The sequence below is a fragment of the Belnapia sp. genome (genome assembly GCF_059504005.1).
In genome coordinates this window covers 19,090-39,798 of record NZ_JCACHU010000013.1, presented here as the reverse complement: position 1 = coordinate 39,798, position 20,709 = coordinate 19,090, and the positions used below count along the sequence as shown (strand labels likewise).

The following is a 20,709-nucleotide window of genomic DNA, read 5'->3' as shown; positions in this document are numbered from 1 at the left end:
GTCCGGTTGCCGTCGGCAGGCTGCCAGGAGGCGAGGGGGGAGGGCAAGCGCGGGGCGGACTGTCCACCTGTGCATCGGCGCAATCGGTGACGGCGCACTCGCAGATCGCACTCGTGCCGGGGAGCGGCCAGGTTTGGGGCACCGCGGCAGGATGCGCTGCGCCGCATGAGGAGAACCCCGGTGACCCCGATTCAGCTCCACACCTACCAGACCCCGAACGGCCACAAGGCCTCGATCATGCTCGAGGAGGTCGGCCTGCCCTACGAGGTGCGCGTCGTCGATATCGAGCGCGGCGAGCAGCGTGCCGCGGCCTTCCTCGCGCTCAATCCGAACAACAAGATCCCGGTGATCGTCGACCCGGATATGGGCCGGGTGGTGCGCGAGAGCGGCGCCATCCTCTTCTATCTTGCGGAGCGCTCGGGCCGCCTGCTGCCGCCCACGGATGCCGCGCAGCGCGACACCCTGGAATGGGTTCTGTTCCAGGCCGCGCATGTCGGGCCGACGCTGGGCCAGTACTGGAACTTCGCCGTCTTCGCCGAGGAGAAGCTGCCGGCCGTCATTGCGCGGTTCGAGCGCGAGGCGCGGCGCGTCTTCGCTGTCCTCGACGGGCGCCTGGCGAGGCAGGAGCACCTTGCCGGCCCCTACGGCATAGCCGACGTCATGACCTGGCCCTGGGTCAATGCCGCGGTCGGCAAGCTCGGCTTCACGCTGGGGGACACCCCGCATTTGGCGCGCTGGTTCGACGTCATCGCGCAGCGGCCGGCCGTGACGCGCGGCCTGCGCGTGCCCGACCTGGCGCCGCGGCCGGACGCCGCCTGAACCCGTTCCGCCCGATGCGGCAGCCCGCCTCGGTGCCGGGCCTCGCCGCGCAGCCTCCCTGCCGGTCGCCGTTGCCGTGGCCAAGCTGCCCTGGCCCCAAGCGCGGCGTTGGACGATCTCCGCCCGGGCTTCGTCCTCCCAGGCCCCCTGCGCAGGCGCCATCAGGCCTGGCGGGGTGGCGGACCGCATGCGGCCGCGTGCGCCGTCAGGCTTGGCCGCAGGATGCTACCCCCCAAGCGTCATACACCAGGAGGCCCCCATGGCCTGGATCGCCCTCGTCGCCGCCGGACTGCTCGAGGTCGTTTGGGCGCTCGCCCTGAAGCAGGCCAATGGCTTCTCCCGCCTCTGGCCGAGCTTCGTCGGTATTGCGAGCGCGATCGTCAGCTTCGTGCTGCTCTCCGCCGTCCTGAAGGCGCTGCCGGTGGGGACGGCCTACGGAGTGTGGGTCGGCATCGGCGCACTCGGCGTCGCGCTCGCCGGCATTCTCGTCCTGGGCGAGGCCGCATCGCCCATGCGCCTGCTCGGCCTCGCGCTAATCCTCGGCGGCGTGGTCCTCCTCAAGATCGTCGAGGCCTGAATGCTGGGCACGCCGCCGTCATGGGCGGTGCTCGCTCGGCAGGGTGGCGACGGGGCTGCCGTCGCGGTCGATGGCCTGGCATCGCACTGCATGGGAGGCCGACGCCTCAAGGCCGCGTCCCGAAGCGCATCGCGGCTCTAATCGCCGCGAGCTTTGCTGCTCGCGTACTATGCATACCCTTGTGCTCCCGGTGGCGCGGGCACGGAGCTCGGGCTGTGATGCGATGATCAGATTGCAGGACCCGAATGCCGCCGCGACTTTTCCGCGGGGGAGCTGAAGTTGTCGCCTACTGTTTCTTGGAGCGACGCGTCGCCAGGGCACGTTCGAGCGATGCCGCCTTTCGGCGCTCCTCCCGCAATACCTTGATCGTCGGCTGCCACCAGCCGCGCGCCAGGTCGGACGAGCTTGGCGGAGTCCGTGCGGGCCAAGCTTGAACCAGTTCGGCATGATCCGGCCTTCGCCACCGCGCCCAGATCAGCGTGGCTGAACCAGCAGCGACATCGGGGTAGAAGCGCATGGCTAGTTCCGGCTCGGCAAGCTCGCCCGTGATGCATTCGAACACCAGGCATCCTGCATGGGTCATGAGCACACGGTCGAGCGGCGGCTGTGCGTCGTCCGGCACGGGATACCGATGGCGGCGGCGCTCCGCTGCGTCGGCGCGCCTGTCCGGGTGGCCGGGAGAAGCCTTGCGGTCTTCCTCGCGTTTTCGCCGCTCCTCGGGCTCCGCCAGGCGGGCCGCGCCCTCGATGGCGGGCCAGTGCCGGCGCAACTCCTCGATGGAGCGGAAGGGTATGCGCCAAGCCTTCAGGGCAGGATCCCAGCGGGCCCATGGCACCGCCCGCAACTCGGCGATGACGGTCCGGGAGTACGGCGTCCTCACCACGAAGCCATCGGCGATTTCAAGGTAGGGGCTCGTGATCGGCTCGAACGCGAAGGCGTCGCGACCGCGCTGGTCGGCATAGGCCAGGACGCCTGACCATTCCCGGCCCATCCATGTGGTCAGGCGCCGTTCTGCCCGCTGACCCGGCACGAACCAGGCTCCCAGGTCGTCGCGCCAACGCGCCTTCGGGAAGGCCTCGCGGAAGCGCTCCACTGTCATGCGATCATAGGGAAAGGCTGCGGTCGCCCCAGGCGCGCCGTCGCCCTCACCTTGCTGCGCGACGCTGAATTCCGGCCTCTCGTCCGCCACCGGTTGAACCCTCCGCATGCCGCACCGCGTCATCTGCCGAGCTTCGATCCGGCCGTGGCGGCGCCTGGGGTGGACGGGTGACCTCCCTGGGCAACCTCGATCGGATCGCGTCGAGCCGCCGACAGGCAGGGCTGACCGTTCCGTCTACCTCCTGCCCTGCCGCGCAGCCGAGCGGACGAGCGCTATGGCGAGGCTGGCCGCCAAGGCATCCTCGGTAAGGGCGCGTGCCCAGTCGCGGCCGGTTCGCGTGTTGGCGCCTCGCGCCGTGCGGCCGAGGAGGGTGCCAGCGACGGCCCCGGCGATGCCGGTTACGGCACCCTCCGCTCTCCAGGCGCCGCGCTCGGCCAGCGCTCCCCCGCCGACCGCCCCAAGGGCGAGGCGCACCAGGAAGGAGGGCACGATGCGGCGGTCGGGCGCGAACGGCATCTTGTCGCCAGCCATCTCGGCAAGGGCAGCGATCGTCGCAAGGCTGCGTGTCTCGGGCCCGGAGGGGATCCATCCGATCCGTATGCCTCCGAGCGAGGCAGCCCAGGCCAGCGCGGCCGCTGCCGACATGCTGCGCAGTCCCGCCAGGACGCCGAAGCCGAAGGCTCCCCAGAGACTGTCCGTCAGGCCGTCCAATGTCCGAGAGCCGGTCCCATGCTCAACCACCCGCGCCTCCTAGCGATGTTAGGCAAAAGTCCGGGGGGCAGCGATGGTTGCGGCCCCAACCAGGATCGGTGAAGGCGGGCCCGCTCCAGTGCTCCCGCACCGCGGCGTGGTGGCAATGTCCTTCCGACCTGTATTGCGCGCGGCTGGTTGTGCGTGACCTGAACCAAGGCTGCCGAAGCCCGCCCGATGTCAGGTGGTTGCCGCGGATGCAGGTGCAGTCCCGGAAGCACGGGGACTGAGCCGTCGCAGGAACTACCGATCCAAGGCGCAACCCGTGCGTCCTTGGGCAGGAAAGTTCCGGTCATCCGCACATCCCGCTTGATGGCTTGGTGGTCGGAGTTGGCATAGGCCGAAGCGGGGCACGTCTCCCAGAGGACTGACTGCTATGCGAGGAGGCATGCCCGACATGAGCTGAGCGCCGCAGCAGGTGTTGCGGAAGGCGGCACCTGTGTTTGGTCCCTAATCCTGCTCGCCAATCGTCTGGGAGTAGCTCTTGCCGTAAGGGTAGAAGAACTCCTTCTTCCCATCGCGCCATGCTGCCCTTAGGTCAGGCGTACCGATGTCCCAATCGGGTCGGCATTTCCTGAGGACGGCGCGGAGGTCCTGGCGCAGCTCTTCCACGGTCGGGCGCCCAAAATACCAGTAGCCCATATAGATCTTGTGGATGATCAGACCGGGCTCGAGCACGAGCGTGTGCGGGATCATGGGGTTGTGGGTTGGGTCGGTGTACTCGGCGATGTCGAGGTCCTTCTGAACCACGCGCCGGGTATCGGACAGGAAGGTCCAGTGGGCGCCCATGCCGGTCCTGAACTCGTTGGTTTCCACGATGCTGTCGGTGCTGATGGTGACGAGCCGGCAGTAGCCAACCTCGAGCTCGCGGTGGAGCCGGACCAGGCCTTCGTGCTGCCGGCGGTCCTTGGGGCAGAACCCGCCGCGGCTGAGCACGAGGACCAGGGGGTGTTGTCCCTGCAGGTCGGAGAGCTTCCGGCGCTTGCCGGTGTGGTCGGCCAACTCGTAGTCGGGGAAGGCGGCTCCTGGGGTGATGTCGGGTCGCATGGCGGCATCCTCTGCGGCAACTTTGCCCGGACAGCTTCCGTCGCCGGGCTCGACGTGTCCGCGGTCAGTAGGGCGGCTGCCTTCGCTGCCGCTGGGCCTTCGCTGCCTCGGCCCACCAGGCGAGATCGTCGGCAAAGCGCGGGAAGGCACGCTCGAGTGCCTGGCCGCTCTCGCCGGTCGGCTCGCCTGCGGGCGACAGGGTCTGCCCGATCGGGCCGACCGCGATCGTGCTCGAGACGACGATCATGCCCATTTCGGAGAGCGTGCCGTGCCATGCGGTGGCGGCCCGTGCGCCCGCCAGGCGGCCGGCGGAGTAGCTCACGATCGCGGCGGGCCGCCAGAACCACTCCTCCAGGAAGTGGTCGGTGAGGTTCTTCAGCCCGGGCTGGACGCCCCAGTTGTACTCGCCGGTCACGAAGACGAAGCCGTCGGCGCCACGGATCTTGTGCGCCAGCTGCTCCAGGGCCGGGGGGGCTTCACCCTTCGGGTACTCCTTGTACATCCGGTCGAGCATCGGGAGGTTGACCGCCTTCGCGTCGATCAGCTCGGCATCATCGCCGCGACGCCGTAGCCGGTCGACCACGAATTCAGCGAGCCTGATGCCCGTCCGGTCGGATCGATAGGACCCATAGAAAACGAGGATGCGGTTGTTCATGGCACTTGCTCAACGGCGGGTTTCGGGCAGCGTGCGGTCCGCCGGCCGTCGGCGGACCGTCGCTGGTGACGGAGCGACCTCAGCGCGGCAGCGGCTTGCCGGCCTGCTCGCTGACGATGTACTCGGCGTACCAGTCGGGCCAGTCCGCATCGTGCCCGCCGGTCCGCTGCTCATGCTCGCCATGCGCCGCCGCGGCGCGCCGGAGGGCGGCCGCGAGGTCGGTCACGGAGGCGAAGGTCGTGTCCGCCTCCACGCGGCCCGGGAGCCGCTCGGTGACCTCCTGCAGCAGCCAGCCATTGCCGTCCGGATCGCTGAAGGCGGCGTGCGAGCGGTAGCTGCGGCGCTGCGGATCCGCGCCGGCGACCCGACGCCGCCCGAAGAGATAGGGCTCGTCCGTTCCCGTATAGGCGTCGTCGGCGCTGTGGAAGGTCTCGCTGACATCCACGCCGCGGCCGAGCAGCTCCCGGCGGGCAGCCTCGATGTCGGAGACGACGAGGTAGAGGCCCCGGGCGGAGCCGGGCGCGGCCGCGGTGAGGTTGGTGCCGAAGATGACCGAGGCGCCGGAGCCGGGCGGCGTGAACTGCACCGCGCGCCAGTCGCTGCCGGATGCGAAATCCGCGTCGAGCCTCCAGCCCAGCCCGGCATAGAACCGCTTGGCGCGGTCGACGTCCGACACCGGGATGACGATGACCTCGAGCTTCATGTCCGGCGCCCGGGTCTTCGCCGTATCGATGGTGGTTGTCATGGCTCTTCTCCTCAACAAGGGAATCAGGGTTTCGGGTGGATTTCTTCCGTATTCCGTGCGCCTCGGCAGGGAGACGCATGGAGCTGCTTGCGATCGTCCTATTTGGCGGCATGCCCGTGATGGGTGGCCTGCGCCCCTGCCGGGACCGTGAAGGACAGCGTCACCACCTGCCCCGGAAAGACCGAGTGGCTGGCGTCGACGAGCTCGATCTTGACCTTGTGGTCACCCGGCGGCAGCCCGGCCACGTCGACCGTGTTGTTGTCGCTCGCATCCGCCCACCACCAGGGAAGGTCGTCGACGGTGATGTGGAGGTGCCCGATGCGGGGCGAGACGGCGAGGGCGCCAGCTCCGAACACGGGGACGATGCGCAGATTCTCGACCCGGTACTGGGCCTGGAAGATGCCGAGGGCGAGCGGCCCGGGCAGCGGCGGATCCACGATTAGCCGCGGCGGGGCTTCGTTCTCAATGGTGGCATAGGGCGAGGCGCCGCGGATCTGGCTCGCGCTCTGGGCGAGGGCGCCCGTGGCGAGAAGGGTGCCCGCTGCGACGGCGGCGAGCGTCTTGGTGATCCTGGTCATCGTGCTTCTCCTTTTGGTGTCTGCGGCCGCCCTCTGCGGGGCAGCGCCGCCGGATGGACAGTCTTGGGAGTGGGGCGGGGAAGGGGCTGCCTCTTGCCGAGGTCGGACCCGGCGGGGCGGCCTAGATCTGCGACAGCCCGCCATCGACGACGAGTTCCGTGCCGGTGACGTAGGAGCTGTCGGGGCTGGCCAGGAACAGCGCGGCGCGCGCTACCTCCTCCGCTTCGCCGAAGCGCTGCAGCGGCACCTGGGCCTCGACGCCCTCCGCCATGGCCTTCAGCTCGGCCTGGCTGAGGCCCATCTTGCCGGCGAAGGGCGTGCTGGTCGGGCCGGGGCTCACCGCATTGACCCGGATGCCGAGCGGCGCCAGCTCGGCACCGAGCGACCGGGCCAGCGAGCGCACCGCCGCCTTGGTGGCGGAGAGGACCGACAAGCCGGGCGCCCCGACCGCATTCAGGAAGGACGTGGTCAGGACGACGCTGGCGCCCTTGCCCATCAGCGGCACCGCTTTCTGGACCGTGAAGAAGAGGCCCTTGAAGTTGACCGCGAGCTGCTCGTCGATCTGGGCTTCCGTGACGGCGCCGAGCGGCGCGGCCAGACCCAGGCCGGCATTGGCGAAGACGATGTCGAGCCGGCCGAAGCGCTCGCGCACCGCCTCCATCACCCGGTCGATCTCGGCCGGCCGCCGCAGGTCGGCCCTGAGCGCGAGCGTGTTCGGACCGATCGTGGCCGCCGCGGTGGCGAGCCGGTCCGGGTCGTTGCCGACCACGACGACCTGCGCCCCTTCGGCCTGGAACAGGGCGGCGGCGGCGAGGCCGATGCCGGAGGTGCCGCCGGTGACGAGGGCAATCTTGCCGTAAAGCATCATGGGAATTCTCCTGACTTCAGTGAGTTGCGAAGCCGGAGCGCGCGTTCCGTGAGATGGAGGATGACGGCGGGCGACGGGCGCGACAAACGAGATGATCTGCGCGACCTGAATAGATTATGTTTGGCGGCATGCGTGGCCCCGAGCACCTCAATGCGCTGCGTGCCTTCGACGCCGCCGCGCGCCACCTCAGCTTCGCCCTCGCCGCGGAGGAGCTGAACGTCACGCCCGCGGCGGTTGGCCAGCTTATCCGGCGGCTCGAGGAGGTGCTTGGCGTCGAGCTGTTCCACCGCGCCCAGGCCGGCCCGGCCCGCCTCATCCTGACCGAGGCCGCGCGGGTCGCGCTGCCCGATCTGAGGGCCGGGTTCGAGCACCTGTCGGCAGCCATGGACCGCCTGCGGTCGGCCGGGAAACGGCGCACGCTCACCGTGACGGTGCCGATGGCCTTCGCCGACAAATGGCTGCTTCCGCGCCTCGAAGCCTTCGGCCGCGCCCATCCGGAGTGCGACCTTCGGGTCGACACGCGCACCAGCCTTGTGGACTTCGCCACAGAGTCCGTCGATGTCGGTATCCGCTACGGGCGCGGCGAATGGCGGGGGCTCGTGGCGACGCGGTTCGCTGCCGACCTGTTCTTCCCGGTCTGCAGCCCTTCGCTGCTCAAGGGGCGGCACCCGCTCGCCTCGCCGGCGGACTTGTGCCATCACCAGCTCATCCACGACATGTCCATGGCGTCGGAGCCGAAATTCCCGGGCTGGCGTGACTGGTACAAGCGCGCCGGCCTCGCCGCGGCGGGGAGCGACGGCGGGGTGCGCATCGACGATTCTGCGGCGGCGTTCCGCATGGCGATTGCCGGCGGCGGCGTGGCCCTCGGCCGTACCACGCTTGTCGCGCAGGACCTTGCGGAGCGCCGGCTCGTTCGCCCGTTCGGGCCGGTGCTCGGCTGCGAGCTTGCGTACTACGTGGTGTGCCGCCCGCAGGATGCCGAGGATCCGACGATCACGGCGTTCCGCAACTGGCTTCTCGACGAGGCCGCGCGCGAGAACCAGCAGCCCGCGGCGTCATGAACGCTTCGGCGGATTCCTGGGGCAGCTCAGAGTGAGCTGACTGATTGGCTCGGTGCTGCTGCCTGGTTCGGCCCATTGCTGAATCTGTGGAAATGCCGATCAGGCGGCGATGCGCCTGTGGCTGACGGGTGGTCGGGGCGCTGACCTCGTGCTGGAGACTGGGGGAGGGAGCAGCTTGGCGCGCTCCCTTGCGGCCGCGGCCTATGGCAGCGTCGTCTCCGCCATCGGCTTCCTCGGATGCCGCCGGCCCGAGATCGACGTGCTGCCCTTTATTGCAAAGGCGCTCCGCGTCCAGGGCAACGATCGGCTATGCGCGGACGGCGCTGCCGCTCTGGCTCCGTCCGGCACCGGCATCGGCTTGTCCAAGCGGCGCCTCAGTGCCCCTTATCGGGATGGGGTAGCGGCGCCAGGCGGCCGGGGGCTGGCGGTGGAGGACGGCATCGGCGGAGGCGGTGCCCCTCCGGTTGCCGCAGCGCCCGCGCCTTCCCTCTGGGCGCCGCTCATCGCCGCTCCGGAACCCAGGTTGCCCTCCGGCCTGTGGCGGGCTGGGGTGTCGGTCGCGCCCGGGGGGCGGGGGCTATGTGTCTGCGGCATGGGCTGCGCCGCGGTGCCGGCATTCGGCATTCCGGACGACCGCTCCTGAGCGCCGCCCATAGCCGTACCGGATTGCAGGTTGCCTTCGGGGCCACGGCCTGCTGCCCCTTGAGGCGCCTGAGCCAGGCAAACGGGTGCAGCAAGCAGCGGGACGAGCACTGTCAGGCCCGCAAGGACGAGTTTCATGCGCTTCCTCCATATTGGCCCGCCTCCGATCCGGAGCGTCGGCTGTCGGCATGGAACGCATCAGCTGCTTGGAAGTTGGCCCATCCGACCTGCCTCATCCTGAACTTCCCATGGCAGTCGGCGGCTCGACCGGGAGGCAGCCAGGTTCCGGGAGACGCTTGCTGCACGAGCGGTTGCCGCTTCGCAGCCGTATGCGTGGCAGGAAAATTCGATGCCCCACGTTGCCGCCACGCCAGGCGACCATTCCTCGGAGACATGGCTGATGCGGGCCGTGCCGGCGACGGGACAGGCAACCTCGAACAGCGACAGGCCTTCGAGAAGACGGAGCTGTTCCATGATAGAGGCATGGGCTGCGGCCTCTGTTCGCTGGCAGGGCACGAGGCATTGCCCATTAGGATGGGAGGTGCGGCATGGCGGGCAGTGGCGGGGGCGCTCCAGACCGGCGTGCGCTCCTCAGGACCATGGCGACGGGCGCCGCGCTGGCCGTGCCGCGCAGCGCCGGGGCCGAACGGCTGAGCGACGCATCCCCGAGGCGCATCCGGCTTGCTGCCTCGGCTCGGCCTGGGGCCCTGCCCGAGGTTCCGGATCCCATCGGCTTCGGCATGGTCGGGGTCTTCGATGCGGATTGGCTGCTCGACGCGCGCTACACCCGGCTGCTCGACATGATGGCGGCCTCGCCGGGCGCCTTCGACGCGGTGCGGTTCTTCGGCATCCTCAACAGCGGCGAGCGCGAGGCCACCTTCCCCACCACCAGTGGCCGCGTCTGGCCCGCGCCGGATGCGGCGATGGATTTCTCGGCGACGATGGAGGCGATTGCGGCGGTCACGTCCCGCGGCTTCGTGCCGTTCCTGGCGCTGACCTTCTTCCCGGCCGCCGTTTCATCCTCCCCGATCGAGCCGCCCGCCGACCTCGCATCCTGGCAGCACCTCGTTCGCACCTTCCTCGACCGCGCGGTGGAGCGCTTCGGGGCGGCGGAGGTGGCGCGCTGGTGGCTCGAGATCTGGAACGAACCGAACATGCCGCCCTTCTGGCGCGGCGACTTCGCACGCTACCTCGACCTCTACCGTGCCACCGCGGAGGCCGTGCGGCGCTCCGGCCATCAGGTGCGGATCGGCGGCCCGGCCCTTGCGTGGATACCGCCGCGGGAAGGGCCGGAGCTCATGGAGCGCTTCCTGGAGTTCCTGCGCGGCTCGCCGGACCTGCCTTGCGACTTCCTCTCCTTCCACCGCAAGGGCAGCTGGGTGGTGGAGGAGGCGGAGCCGCAGCTCGAGCGACTGGTGGACGCAGCCAGGACGACCGCGGAACTGGCGCTGCGGCTGGTGCCGGAGCGCTGCGCCCGCGGCCTTCCCATCGTCAACAACGAAGCCGACATGAAGGTCGGCTTCGACACGCCCTACGCGCCGCGGATGGGCGAGCACTTTCCCGCCTGGCTGGCGGCGAGCGCGATCTCCCATATGGCGCTCACAACCCACTATGCCGGGCGCGGGCTGCGCTTCCTCGCTGCCGCGGACAATGCCAACCAGCATCTCGTGCGGGAGCCATTCGACGGGCGGCGGTCGCTGGCGACGCGGAGTTCGGCCGCGCCCGACGATCTGGTGAAGCTGCCCGTCTTCGCCTTCTACGAAATGCTCCGCCTGCTGGGCGACCGGGCCGGCAGCTTCGAGCCGCCGGGGGATGCGCTGTTCCCCCATACCGACCTGCATCACGCGGTCACCCTGGACGACCACCGCATCGCCGCTTTGTTCACCCGCTTTTCGGCAAGGGAAGGGAAGGCGCCACCGCTCCGGATCGACTGGCAGCTGCGCGATATTCCCTGGCCGCGGGTGAACCTGGCGCAATTCCGCATCGACGCCACGCATGCGAATGCCTTCGCCGCCTCGGGGCGACGGATGCCGGCAGCACTCGACCCGGGCAGGGAGGCCCGGCGGCTGCGCATGATGGCCGAGCTCGGCGTGGCCACGCCGATCAGAAGCGGCCTCGTGGTGAAGAATGGCCGGCTTCGCTTGCCGCTCACGCTCGACGCCAATGCCACGGCGTTGGTCTGGGTGACGCCCTTCGATCCCGATCCGCCGGCTGCCCCCCGTTGGATCGATGCCGTGGCGGAGCGGGGCAACGCCGTGCTGCGCTGGACGCCGAACCGCGAGCCGGGCTTCTACGGCTACGAACTGCATCGCATGGTTGCGGCCGATGGCGGGCAGGGCCGTTCGATGCGGGTGGCACCCCTGCCGCTGCGCTCGGCCATGTGGGTGGACACGGCGCCGCCACGCGGCGCTGCGCATGTATACGGGGTACGTGCCATATCGGCCTCCGGGATGCGCAGTCCGCTGGTGCTGAGCCCGCCGGTCCGGCTTTGAAGGGGCACCGTTCAGGGCGAGCCAGACGCCGGGCAATCGGTGCCGCCCTTACTTTCGCCGCAGCGGCCGCGGCCGCGGGACGAGCTTGCTCCCGGGCAGGCGCATGTTGCCAAGCTCAGCGAGGCGCGGGCCCCACTCTGCGACATGGTGGACCGGACGAGGCATTCCGGGTGGTGACGACGGCCTCCCCGGATGACAAGGGAGCCCCGGTGCCGGTCCGCGCCGTTGCGATGCTCCGGCCCGGCCAGGCGACGATCCTGTCGACGCCCGGACCGCCGGACCCGGCGCCGGCCGAGGTCGTCTGCGAACGCTGCGGCCGCCCGGTGGTGGCTGTCCGGTGCCGTCAGGCGGCCTCGGTCGCCGATGGGGCTAGATCGGCTCCCGCCGCGCAATGCTGGGCTCGCAGCGCCAGCGGCTGAGCGTCAGTGCCGGGTGCTCGAGGAGCCAGCGTGCGGCGAGCATCTGCCCCTGCATCATGCAGGATGTCAGGGATAGGCCTTCGAATCCGGGCCGCTCCTCGCGGCAGGCACTCGGCGTCCCAGCAAGGCAGACGAGAAGGACGAGTTCGATCATCGCAGGCAATCCTTGTTGACAAGCCCTGGCCGTCCGCCTTGTGCCCGTCCGGGTCCTGGAATCCCCAATAGCAGGGACGCGCGGGAGCGAGGTTGGTTTTTTCGCCCGTAGGTTGGTTCGCCATCCTGCCCGCGCCGGATGCGTCAGCCTGCCGGGGCCAGCATCCAGCTGCCCTCGAAGCGGCGGTCTCGGTTGTCGACCGCCGCGACGCGCAGCTCGCCGCCCGGCTCGCCCGCCAGCATGAAGCCGAAGGTCGGGTTCTCGGCGATGGCGATGTCGGACTCGATGCGCAGCACCTCGGCGCCCCGGTAGGTGACCCGCAGCTCGCGCAAGAATTCGGCGGGGATGGAGAGGCGGGTGAGCTGGTCCATCTGCAGGCCGGAGGTGTTCGGGTGGCTGAGCGCCACCTGGACCGGCACCGCACGGCCGGCCGCCGGCGGCCCTTCCGGCAGCGCCATGCGCATCCGGCCCATGCGCTGCCGCGCCGCCTCCAGATTGCCGCCGACCGGCGCCGAGCAGCCGCCCGCCGCCTTGACGAAGCGGGCCGCCTCGATCAGCCGCCCGTCCGCGGTCTCGGCCACGGCATGGATGAAGCTGTAGGCATCCACCCGCACCCGCGTCGACAGCGCCCGCAGGTCGCCGGAGGGGCCGGCCTCGAACCGCGCGGCGAGCGGCGAGGGGTTCTCGTCGATCACCAGGTAGAGGGCGCGGACCTGCGGCACCGCCTCCTCGGCAAGGAGGAGGGAGATGGGCACCGCCGCGGCATCCAGGGCCCGCGCCGGCGCCTCCAAGACCATCGCCTGGCCGGCCGGCTCGGTCCGGCGGTCGCCGAAAATCGCCTCCTTGAGGTCGCGCCAGCGCTCGGCGCGGCGCGGCGCCTCGGCGGCCTCGATACCCTGGGCGAGGCCGGGCCCGGCGAGGCCCGCGGCTGCGGCACCGAGCAGAAGGGGGCGGCGGGGGAAGGCGCGGCGGATCATGGCGGCTACTCCCATTCCAGTTCGCGGTAGGCGGCGTTGACGTTGCGGCCGTGATAGGCCTCGGCGAGGCCCCATGGCGCCGCCTCGGCGATGGCGACCCGCGCCGGCGCCTCGGCGAGGCCGATGCCCGCCGCGATGGCGGCGCGCGTCTCCCGCTCCAGCGCCTCCAAGTAGCGCAGCAGCGGGTCCGCAGCGCCAGGCCAGGGAACCGCGGCCGGCCCATGGCCCGGCACGGCGCGGGCCGCCGGTACCGTCCGAAGCGCCGCCAGCACCCGGCGCCAGCCCGGCAGGCTGCCGTCCAGCGAGGGGATGCGCTCGACGAAGAGCAGGTCGGAAAGCCAGATCGTGCCGGTCGCTTGATCGAACAGGCTGAGGTCGTGGTCGGTATGGGCCGGCGGATGCGCCGTCAGCGTGAGGACGCGCCCGCCGAGGTCGAGGGCAAGCTCCCGCCCCGGCTCGACCAGCCGCGTCGGGGCAAGGGCCCCGCTGCCCCTGCCTGCGCTGCCCATCTCCCGCTCCAGCATGGCGGCGTAGAATTCGTGCCGCTGCGCCAGCGCCGCCGGAAGCCGGGCATGGCCGATCACCTCGGCGCCGAGATCGGCGAAGGCCGCACCGCCCATGACATGGTCGGGGTGGACATGGGTCAGCATGAGATGGCGAATCGGCAGCGGCGTCGCCGCGGCCACCGCCCGGCGCAGGCGCCGCCCATGCGCCAGGCTGCCGCCCGGGTCGATGACGGCGACCGCCGCCTCGCCGACGACGAAGCCGACATTGCCGATGCCGTCGAGATTGGCGGCGGATGCCTCCTCCATGACGCCGGGCAGGACGAAGATGCCGGGCGCCACCTGCACCGCGCCGCCATCCTCGGCGGGTGCGGGGGCCGCGGCCATCAGGGTGGCGCCACACCCGGCCATCAGGCAGCGACGGCCGAGGGCGGGCACCGCGCTATCCCGCCGGTTCGGCGGCCGCAGCGGCGGAGCGGCCCATCTCGCGGTAGGTGAAGGCATCGGTCGCGGCCGAGGCCTCGCGCACCGCCAGGTCGAGCAGCGCATGGTTGGGCGAGAGGGCGCAGGCAGGATCGGTGGCCGCGGCGTCGCCGGTCAGGGCGAAGGCCTGGCAGCGGCAGCCGCCCCAGTCCTGCTCCGCCCGGTCGCAGCCGCGGCAGGGCTCGGGCATCCAGGCCGTGCCGCGGAAGCGGTTGAAGGCCTCGGAATGCTCCCAGGCCTCGCGCAGCGAGGTCACCCGCAAGTCGGGGAAGTCGAAGCCGGGCAGGCCTTCGGCGGCGTGGCAGGGCAGGGCGCGGCCGGTGGGCGAGACGGCGATGAACTGCCGGCCCCAGCCGCCCATGCAGGGCTTCGGGCGCTGGGCATAGTAGTCGGGCACCACATAGTCGATCACCAGGCGCCCCCTCAGCCTGGCCCGGGCCTCCTCGACCGTCGCGGTCGCCGCCTCGAGCTGGGCGCGGGTCGGCAGGAGCGCGGCGCGGTTGCGGAAGCCCCAGCCGTAATACTGGACATGCGCCACCTCCAGCCGCCCGGCCCCGAGCCTCAGCGCCAGCTCGATCAGGTCGGGCAAGCGCTCGAGGTTCTGCCGGTGCACCACGGCGTTCAGCGTCAGCGGCAGGCCGGAGGCGCGGACCAGCTCCGCGAAGGCGAGCTTCTTCACATGCCCGCCGGCGAGGCCGCCGATGCGGTCGGCCGAGCCCGGCTCCGCGTCCTGCACCGAGAGCTGCACATGGTCCAGCCCGGCCGCGACCAGGGCATCGAGGCGCGCCGCATCGGTCAGCACGCCCGAGGTGATCAGGTTGGTGTAGAGCCCTGCCGTCGCTGCGTGATGCAAGATGTCCGGAAGGTCGCGCCGCGCCGTGGGCTCGCCGCCCGAGAGATGCACCTGCAGCACGCCCAGATCGGCGGCTTCGCGGAAGATGCGTCCCCAGGTCGCGGCATCGATCTCGGCCGAGGCGCGGGACAGCTCCAGGGGGTTGGAGCAGTAGGGGCAGCGCAGCGGGCAGCGGTGGGTCAGCTCGGCCAGCAGGCCAAGCGGTGCCGCAGCGGCAGTCTCGACCATGGCCATGCTGGTACTCGACGAGGGCGGAATGCCGCCGCGGCCATCCCGCGGCGGCACCCGGTCAGATGGTTGCGAGGGCGTAGGCGTTGATCTCGAGGCCGAGGCAAACCTCAACGACGCGGGGCTTCTTCCAAGACATGCGGTTCTCCCTTAGGTGCAGGCGGGCAAAGCGCCCAGGTTGCACTGATCCTAGAGTGGGGCGGCAACCCTGGAACGATCAAGCGGGGGGCGCGGCATTGACCGACTTTCAGGCGCGTTCCACCCGGACCGCGCAGAATTTGAACTCCGGGATCTTCCCCCATGGGTCGAGCTGGGGGGTCGTCAGCAGGTTCGCCGCCGCCTCGCGGAAGGCGAAGGGGACGAAGACCAGCCCATCCGGCAGGGCCGGATCGGCCCGCGCCGCCAGCTCGATGGCGCCTCGGCGCGTGGCGAGGCGCACGCGGTCCCCGGGCGAGAGGCCGAGCCGCGCCAGCTCGGCGGGTGCCAGGGCGGCGGTCGGGCCCGGCTCCAGCGCGTCCAGCGGGCCGGCGCGGCGCGTCATGGTGCCGGTATGCCAGTGCTCGAGCTGGCGGCCCGTGGTGAGGACGAAGGGAAACTGCGTGTCCGGCATCTCCGCCGGGTCGGCGAGGCCGGCGGGGACGAAGCGGGCGCGGCCCGATTCGGTCGGGAAGCGGTCGCCGAAGACGATCTCCTGCCCCGGCTGGTCCGGCCCGGCACAGGGATAGGTGACGCTGCCCTCCCGCTCCAGCCGCTCCCAAGTGATGTTGGCGAGGGACGGCGTGGCCTCCGCCATCTCCGGGAAGACGTCGTGCGGATGCTCATAGTCCCAGGGGAGGCCGAGCCGCCGGGCGAGCCCCACGATGATGGCGAGGTCCTGCCGCACGCCCTCCGGCGGCGGCACGGCGGCCCGGCCCAGCTGCACCTGGCGGTTGGTGTTGGTCACCGTGCCGTCCTTCTCCGGCCAGGCGGAGGCGGGCAGCACCACATCGGCCAGCGCCGCGGTCTCGGTCAGGAACAGGTCCTGCACGACCAGATGGTCGAGCCGCGCCAGCGCGGCGCGGGCATGCGCGACATCCGGGTCCGACATGGCCGGGTTCTCGCCCATGACGTACATGCCGGTGATCTCGCCCCGCTCGGCAGCGTGCATGATCTCCACCACCGTCAGGCCCGGCCGCGGGTCGAGCCGTGCGTTCCAGAGCCGCTCCAGATGCGCCCGCGCCGCGTCGTCCCCGGTCCGGCGGTAATCTGGGAACATCATCGGGATCAGCCCGGCATCCGAGGCGCCCTGCACGTTGTTCTGGCCGCGCAGCGGGTGCAGCCCCGTGCCGGGCCGCCCGACCTGGCCGCAGAGCAGCGCCAGCGCGATCAGGCAGCGGGTATTGTCCGTGCCGTGGGTGGACTGCGAAATGCCCATGCCCCAAAGGATCATGGCCGATCCCGCGCGGGCATAAAGGCGGGCGACGCGCCGGAGCTGCTCGGCGGGGACACCGGCGATCGGGGCCATCGCCTCCGGCGCATAGGCCGCGACATGGTCGCGGATCAGCGCGAAATCCTCGGTATGGGCGGCGACGTATTGGCGGTCGTACAGCTCCTCCGCGATCACCGTGTGGAGCATGGCGTTCAGCACGGCAACGTCGCGGCCTGGCGCGAATCGGACCACCTCGGCGGCATGGCGGTCCAGCGCGCTGCCGCGAGGGTCCATGGTGACCAGCGCCGCGCCACGGGCCGCCGCGTCCTTCAGGTAGGTGGCCGCGACCGGGTGGTTCTCGGTCGGCCGCGCACCGATGACGACGATCACCTCGGCCTCGCGCGCCGCGGTGAAGGGCGCCGTGACGGCGCCCGAGCCGATGCCCTCCAGCAGCGCCGCCACGCTCGCCGCATGGCAGAGCCGGGTGCAGTGGTCGACATTGTTGGTGCCGAAGCCGGTGCGCACCAGCTTCTGGAACAGATAGGCCTCCTCGTTAGAGCCCTTGGCCGAGCCGAAGCCGGCGAGCGCATTCGGCCCCCGCGTGTCGCGGATGTGGGCGAGGCCGGCGGCGGCGCGATCGAGCGCCTCCTCCCAGCTCGCCTCGCGGAACTTGCCGCGCGCGGCACGGGGGTCCAGGCAATCGGCCGGGTCCTTGGCTGCACCCTCGATGCGGACCAGCGGCCGCGTCAGCCTGTCGGGATGGGTCAAGTAGCCGAAGCCGAAGCGTCCCTTCACGCAGAGCCGCCCCTGGTTGGACGGGCCGTCGCGGCCGACCACCTCCTCGATGCGGTCCTCGCGCACCCGGAAGCCGACCTGGCAGCCGACGCCGCAATAGGGGCAGATGCTGGCGACCTCGCGCTCCGGCGGCGCGGCCCGGCGGCCGGCCCCGTCCAGCACCGATTTCGGCAGCAGCGCGCCGGTCGGGCAAGCCTGCACGCATTCGCCGCAGGCGACGCAGGTCGAGCTGCCCATGGGGTCCAGCAGGTCGAAGCTGACGGTCACCGCCATGCCGCGTTCCGCCAGGCCGATGACGTCGTTGTGCTGCACCTCGCGGCAGGCGCGCTCGCAAAGGCCGCACTGGATGCAGGCATCGAGTTGCACCGCCATGGCGGGATGCGAGAGATCCGGCGTCGGACGCGCCTCCTCGGGTGCGAAACGGGACCGGGTGACGCCGAGACGCTCCGTCCAGCGGGCGAAGCCGCCGGTCGCGTCGCGCGCCTCCTGCCCCGGCTGGTCGGCCAGCAGCAGCTCGAAGACCATGCGCCGGGCGCGGGCGGCCCGCTCGCTCGCGCTCCGCACCACCATGCCCTCGCGGGGGATGCGGATGCAGGAGGCGGCGAGCACCCGCTCGCCCTCGACCTCGACCATGCAGGCGCGGCAATTGCCGTCCGGCCGGTAGCCCGGCCGCGGCAGGTGACAGAGATGCGGGATCTCCACCCCCTCGCGCTGCGCCACGGTCCAGATCGTCTCGCCGGGCGCGGCCTCGACCTCGTGGCCATCCAGGGTAAAGCGGGTCACGGCACCGCCTCCGGCATGTGGCGCAGCAGGCTGCGCACGGGGTTCATCGCCGCCTGGCCAAGGCCGCAGATCGAGCCATCCGCCATCGCCGCCGCCAGCTCCTCAAGCAGCGCGCGGTCCCAGCGCGGGGCGCGCAGCAGGGCGTCGGCCTTAGCGGTGCCGACGCGGCAGGGCGTGCACTGGCCGCAGCTCTCGTCGCGGAAGAAGCGCACCAGGTTGCGCGCCGCTTCCGCCAGGTTGTCCCGGTCCGACAGGATGACGACCGCGCCGGAGCCGACGAAGCAGCCCACCGAATCGAGCGTGCCGAAATCGAGCGGCAGGTCCGCCATCGAGGCAGGCAGGATGCCGCCCGAGGCGCCGCCCGGCAGATAGGCCGCGAAGCGGTGGCCCTCCGCCATGCCCCCGGAAAACTCCTCGATGAGTTCGCGCACGGTGACGCCGGCGGGCGCCAGCTTCTCGCCCGGGTTCCGCACCCGGCCGGAGACGCTGAAGAAGCGCCGGCCCCGCCGCCCCCGCCGCCCGTGCCCGGCGAAGTGCGCAGCGCCGTCGGGCTCGCCCAGCACCTCCGGCAGGAACCACAGCGTCTCGACATTGTGGATCAGGGTCGGGTGGCCGAAGAGCCCATGCTCGCCGGGGAAGGGCGGCTTGTGCCGCGGATAGCCGCGGCGCCCCTCCAGGCTTTCGAGCAGGGCCGTTTCCTCCCCGCAGATATAGGCGCCCGCGCCGCGGCGAAGATGGATCGGCAGCCCCGCGATCCCGGCCGCGTCGAGCGCTGCGATCTCATGCGCCAGCGCGTGGCGGAGATGCGGATACTCGTCGCGCAGATAGATCCAGCAGGCCTCGGCCCCGACGGCATGGGCGGCGATCAACATGCCCTCCAGCACGCGGTGCGGCTCGGTCTCGAGGCAGTGGCGGTCCTTGAAGGTGCCGGGCTCGCCCTCATCGGCATTGACGACGACATGGCGCGGCCCGGGCTGCGAGAGCACCAGCCGCCACTTGCGCGAGGTCGGGAAGCCGGCCCCGCCCAGGCCGCGGAGCGAGGCCGCCTCCAGCGTGGCGAGCATTGCTTCCCGTCCGGCGTCGCCGGCCTGCCGCACGGTCCGCAGCGCCGCATAGCCGCCGCGCGCCAGATAGGCGTCGAGACCGGGCGGCGACGGCAGCGCCGGCGGGCCGCCCTGCACGGCGGCGGTGACCGTGGAATACGTCGCCCGTTCGACGAGGTCGTGGCCGAGGGCGCAGGCCGGCGCGCGGTGGCATGCGCCCATGCATGGCGCGGCGACGACCCGGGTTCCGGGCGGCGGGGCGGCGCTAAGCGCATCGAGCAGCGCGCCGCCACCGGCAAGCTGGCACGGGAGGCTGTCGCAGACCCGGATCGTCAGCGGCGCGGATGCCGGTGCCGCGTCCTCCAGCATCTCGAAATGATGATAGAAGCTGGCCACCTCGAAGACCTCGACGGGCGCCAGGCGCAGCGACTCCGCCAAGGCCACGAGATGCCCGGCGCGCAACCCGCCATGCCGATCCTGCAGCGCGTGGAGGTGCTCGATGAGCATGTCCTGCGCCGGCGCCAGGCCCGCGATCGCTGATGCGACGGCGGCGCGGTCGGTCTCGCTTGCTTGCCGTCCACGTGGTCCGCGCCGCGGCGCGCTGGCCTTCTTGCCGCTCAGTCCATCCGCCATTGCAACCTTGATCTCGATCTCACGCCGTTCGATTCCTGTGGTGGCGCCTTTGCCGGGGCGCGATGCCGGCCTTCTTCTACTGGAAGCAGCGCAAGGTGGCCTCCGCCTGGGCCCGGCGCAACTCCTCGACCGCGGCGCGGATCTGCGGCGGGTCACGGAACTCGGCGGCGCGTTCGCCGAGATTGCCTGCCTGCATCCTGAGGGCCGTCTCGGCAATTTCGTAACGAGCATAGGGCAGCTGTTCGGCGACGGCATCGAGGCTGCAGGCGCAGCGCTCGAGCGCGAGCCGTGTGTTGCCGTTGGCCGCCATGCAGCCGAGCACGTAGTCCGCCCGGGCCACGGTCGGAAAATCATTCGCCGCGGCGGCGGCCGAGGCCGACAGCACCGCGGCAAGGACCAGCGTGCTGCGGCTCATTGCGCGACCGCCGGCAATGGGGCGGTGCCGGCGAAGACGATGCTTTCCACGACCTGGCCGCCCCCCACGCCCTCCGGAATCTCGGTGCGGATGCTGTGGAGGCGCCCCGGCAGCGCGTCGCACAGCAGAAGGTCGAACTGCATGGCCTGGTACCGGCGCGCGCGCGGCTCCCCGGTGAAGGGCCTGAACAGGATCTCCGTTGCGGGAAGGCTTTGCCCGCCGACGGCCACGGTGCCCGCCCGCAACTCGGCGGCCTCCGCGACGGCGCGGCGGATGCGGTTGCGGAACCACATCATCGAGCCGCCGGTCGCGGCGCTCAGTTCGCGCGCATCGCGGTCGAGGGCGAAGAGCAGCAGCGGATTGCCGCGAAATCCGGTCGCCGGCGGATAGTGGATGGCGCGTGGCCCGGTGAGGAACTCGACCACGACATCGCGCCGCCGCGCCTCGGCCGAGGCGCGGACCTGGAGCCGGATGCTGTCCTCGACGACGGGCCGGCCGGTTTCCTCGCGGCGGAAGACGTAGTCGAGGCGGACCGGCGGCTCCAGATTGTCCAGGTGAGGCGTCTCGAACAGGGCGATCTGGGCGGGCGAGAGGACGACATCCTCCGCGGCCACTTCCCGTGAAAGCGCCAGCGCGGCGAGTGCCAGAGCACCTCGTCGCTTCAACATCCTGCTCCTCCCCG

General features: G+C 71.3%; 22 protein-coding genes. 5 read left to right on the top strand and 17 right to left on the bottom strand.

The window, feature by feature from the left end; all coding sequences use genetic code 11:
- The first annotated feature begins 180 nt into the window (after positions 1-180).
- Together AC5JJ1_RS02230 and AC5JJ1_RS02225 are read left to right on the top strand one after the other, a co-directional pair.
- Positions 181-819: a glutathione S-transferase family protein gene (locus AC5JJ1_RS02230; protein ID WP_495783486.1), complete on the top strand. Its 639-nt coding sequence runs from the start codon at positions 181-183 to the stop codon at positions 817-819.
- Positions 820-1,078: 259 nt separating this feature from the next.
- Complete coding sequence (locus AC5JJ1_RS02225; RefSeq protein ID WP_495783485.1) at positions 1,079-1,396, top strand: DMT family transporter; 318 nt, start codon at positions 1,079-1,081, stop codon at positions 1,394-1,396.
- A 286-nt stretch (positions 1,397-1,682) separates the two neighbouring features.
- Here the strand turns inward: AC5JJ1_RS02225 and AC5JJ1_RS02220 are convergent, their stop codons facing one another.
- From AC5JJ1_RS02220 to AC5JJ1_RS02190, 7 genes are all read right to left on the bottom strand, one after another.
- Entirely contained in the window at positions 1,683-2,585 is a 903-nt protein-coding gene (locus AC5JJ1_RS02220) for a hypothetical protein (protein ID WP_495783484.1), read from the bottom strand.
- Positions 2,586-2,729: 144 nt separating this feature from the next.
- Positions 2,730-3,011: a hypothetical protein gene (locus tag AC5JJ1_RS02215; protein WP_495783483.1), complete on the bottom strand. Its 282-nt coding sequence runs from the start codon at positions 3,009-3,011 to the stop codon at positions 2,730-2,732.
- 684 nt (positions 3,012-3,695) lie between these two features.
- Positions 3,696-4,292, bottom strand: a complete 597-nt coding sequence (locus AC5JJ1_RS02210; RefSeq protein ID WP_495783482.1) for a peroxiredoxin family protein — start codon at positions 4,290-4,292, stop codon at positions 3,696-3,698.
- Between the two features lie 64 nt (positions 4,293-4,356).
- A complete protein-coding gene (locus AC5JJ1_RS02205; RefSeq protein WP_495783481.1) occupies positions 4,357-4,947 on the bottom strand; it encodes an NADPH-dependent FMN reductase in 591 nt (196 codons plus the stop codon).
- Between the two features lie 79 nt (positions 4,948-5,026).
- Positions 5,027-5,692 carry a VOC family protein gene (locus AC5JJ1_RS02200; RefSeq protein WP_495783480.1) on the bottom strand — a complete coding sequence of 222 codons (666 nt, stop codon included), beginning with the start codon at positions 5,690-5,692 and terminating at the stop codon, positions 5,027-5,029.
- A gap of 98 nt (positions 5,693-5,790) precedes the next feature.
- Positions 5,791-6,270: a DUF6130 family protein gene (locus AC5JJ1_RS02195; protein ID WP_495783479.1), complete on the bottom strand. Its 480-nt coding sequence runs from the start codon at positions 6,268-6,270 to the stop codon at positions 5,791-5,793.
- 121 nt (positions 6,271-6,391) lie between these two features.
- Positions 6,392-7,138, bottom strand: coding sequence for an SDR family oxidoreductase (locus tag AC5JJ1_RS02190; RefSeq protein WP_495783478.1), 747 nt, complete (start codon positions 7,136-7,138; stop codon positions 6,392-6,394).
- 128 nt (positions 7,139-7,266) lie between these two features.
- Between AC5JJ1_RS02190 and gcvA the strand changes: the two genes are divergently transcribed.
- Both gcvA and AC5JJ1_RS02180 read left to right on the top strand, forming a co-directional pair.
- Positions 7,267-8,199 (top strand): transcriptional regulator GcvA, encoded by a 933-nt coding sequence (gene gcvA, locus AC5JJ1_RS02185; protein ID WP_495783477.1) that lies wholly within the window; start codon positions 7,267-7,269, stop codon positions 8,197-8,199.
- 175 nt (positions 8,200-8,374) lie between these two features.
- Positions 8,375-8,842: a hypothetical protein gene (locus AC5JJ1_RS02180; protein WP_495783476.1), complete on the top strand. Its 468-nt coding sequence runs from the start codon at positions 8,375-8,377 to the stop codon at positions 8,840-8,842.
- Between the two features lie 197 nt (positions 8,843-9,039).
- On the opposite strand, the gene AC5JJ1_RS02175 is transcribed toward AC5JJ1_RS02180, so the two are convergent.
- Positions 9,040-9,315 carry a hypothetical protein gene (locus tag AC5JJ1_RS02175; protein WP_495783475.1) on the bottom strand — a complete coding sequence of 92 codons (276 nt, stop codon included), beginning with the start codon at positions 9,313-9,315 and terminating at the stop codon, positions 9,040-9,042.
- A 125-nt stretch (positions 9,316-9,440) separates the two neighbouring features.
- Between AC5JJ1_RS02175 and AC5JJ1_RS02170 the strand changes: the two genes are divergently transcribed.
- Positions 9,441-11,333 (top strand): GH39 family glycosyl hydrolase, encoded by a 1,893-nt coding sequence (locus AC5JJ1_RS02170; RefSeq protein WP_495783474.1) that lies wholly within the window; start codon positions 9,441-9,443, stop codon positions 11,331-11,333.
- Positions 11,334-11,702: 369 nt separating this feature from the next.
- Here the strand turns inward: AC5JJ1_RS02170 and AC5JJ1_RS02165 are convergent, their stop codons facing one another.
- The 9 genes from AC5JJ1_RS02165 to AC5JJ1_RS02125 form a co-directional block, all read right to left on the bottom strand.
- Positions 11,703-11,906: a hypothetical protein gene (locus tag AC5JJ1_RS02165; RefSeq protein WP_495783473.1), complete on the bottom strand. Its 204-nt coding sequence runs from the start codon at positions 11,904-11,906 to the stop codon at positions 11,703-11,705.
- A gap of 143 nt (positions 11,907-12,049) precedes the next feature.
- Positions 12,050-12,883: a quinoprotein dehydrogenase-associated SoxYZ-like carrier gene (locus AC5JJ1_RS02160; RefSeq protein ID WP_495783472.1), complete on the bottom strand. Its 834-nt coding sequence runs from the start codon at positions 12,881-12,883 to the stop codon at positions 12,050-12,052.
- Between the two features lie 5 nt (positions 12,884-12,888).
- The gene (locus tag AC5JJ1_RS02155; RefSeq protein ID WP_495783471.1) at positions 12,889-13,773 is read right to left on the bottom strand and encodes a quinoprotein relay system zinc metallohydrolase 2; all 885 of its coding nucleotides are present in this window, start codon (positions 13,771-13,773) and stop codon (positions 12,889-12,891) included.
- 55 nt (positions 13,774-13,828) lie between these two features.
- Positions 13,829-14,950, bottom strand: coding sequence for a pyrroloquinoline quinone biosynthesis protein PqqE (pqqE, locus tag AC5JJ1_RS02150; protein ID WP_495783470.1), 1,122 nt, complete (start codon positions 14,948-14,950; stop codon positions 13,829-13,831).
- A gap of 61 nt (positions 14,951-15,011) precedes the next feature.
- Entirely contained in the window at positions 15,012-15,089 is a 78-nt protein-coding gene (pqqA, locus tag AC5JJ1_RS02145) for a pyrroloquinoline quinone precursor peptide PqqA (RefSeq protein ID WP_495783493.1), read from the bottom strand.
- 108 nt (positions 15,090-15,197) lie between these two features.
- Positions 15,198-17,936 carry a formate dehydrogenase subunit alpha gene (fdhF, locus tag AC5JJ1_RS02140; RefSeq protein WP_495783469.1) on the bottom strand — a complete coding sequence of 913 codons (2,739 nt, stop codon included), beginning with the start codon at positions 17,934-17,936 and terminating at the stop codon, positions 15,198-15,200.
- Positions 17,933-19,612 (bottom strand): NADH-ubiquinone oxidoreductase-F iron-sulfur binding region domain-containing protein, encoded by a 1,680-nt coding sequence (locus AC5JJ1_RS02135; RefSeq protein ID WP_495783468.1) that lies wholly within the window; start codon positions 19,610-19,612, stop codon positions 17,933-17,935. Before AC5JJ1_RS02135 ends, fdhF begins: the two co-directional genes overlap by 4 nt.
- Before the next feature lie 76 nt (positions 19,613-19,688).
- Positions 19,689-20,027 carry a hypothetical protein gene (locus tag AC5JJ1_RS02130; protein WP_495783467.1) on the bottom strand — a complete coding sequence of 113 codons (339 nt, stop codon included), beginning with the start codon at positions 20,025-20,027 and terminating at the stop codon, positions 19,689-19,691.
- Positions 20,024-20,695: a hypothetical protein gene (locus AC5JJ1_RS02125; protein WP_495783466.1), complete on the bottom strand. Its 672-nt coding sequence runs from the start codon at positions 20,693-20,695 to the stop codon at positions 20,024-20,026. Before AC5JJ1_RS02125 ends, AC5JJ1_RS02130 begins: the two co-directional genes overlap by 4 nt.
- Positions 20,696-20,709: the final 14 nt, after the last annotated feature.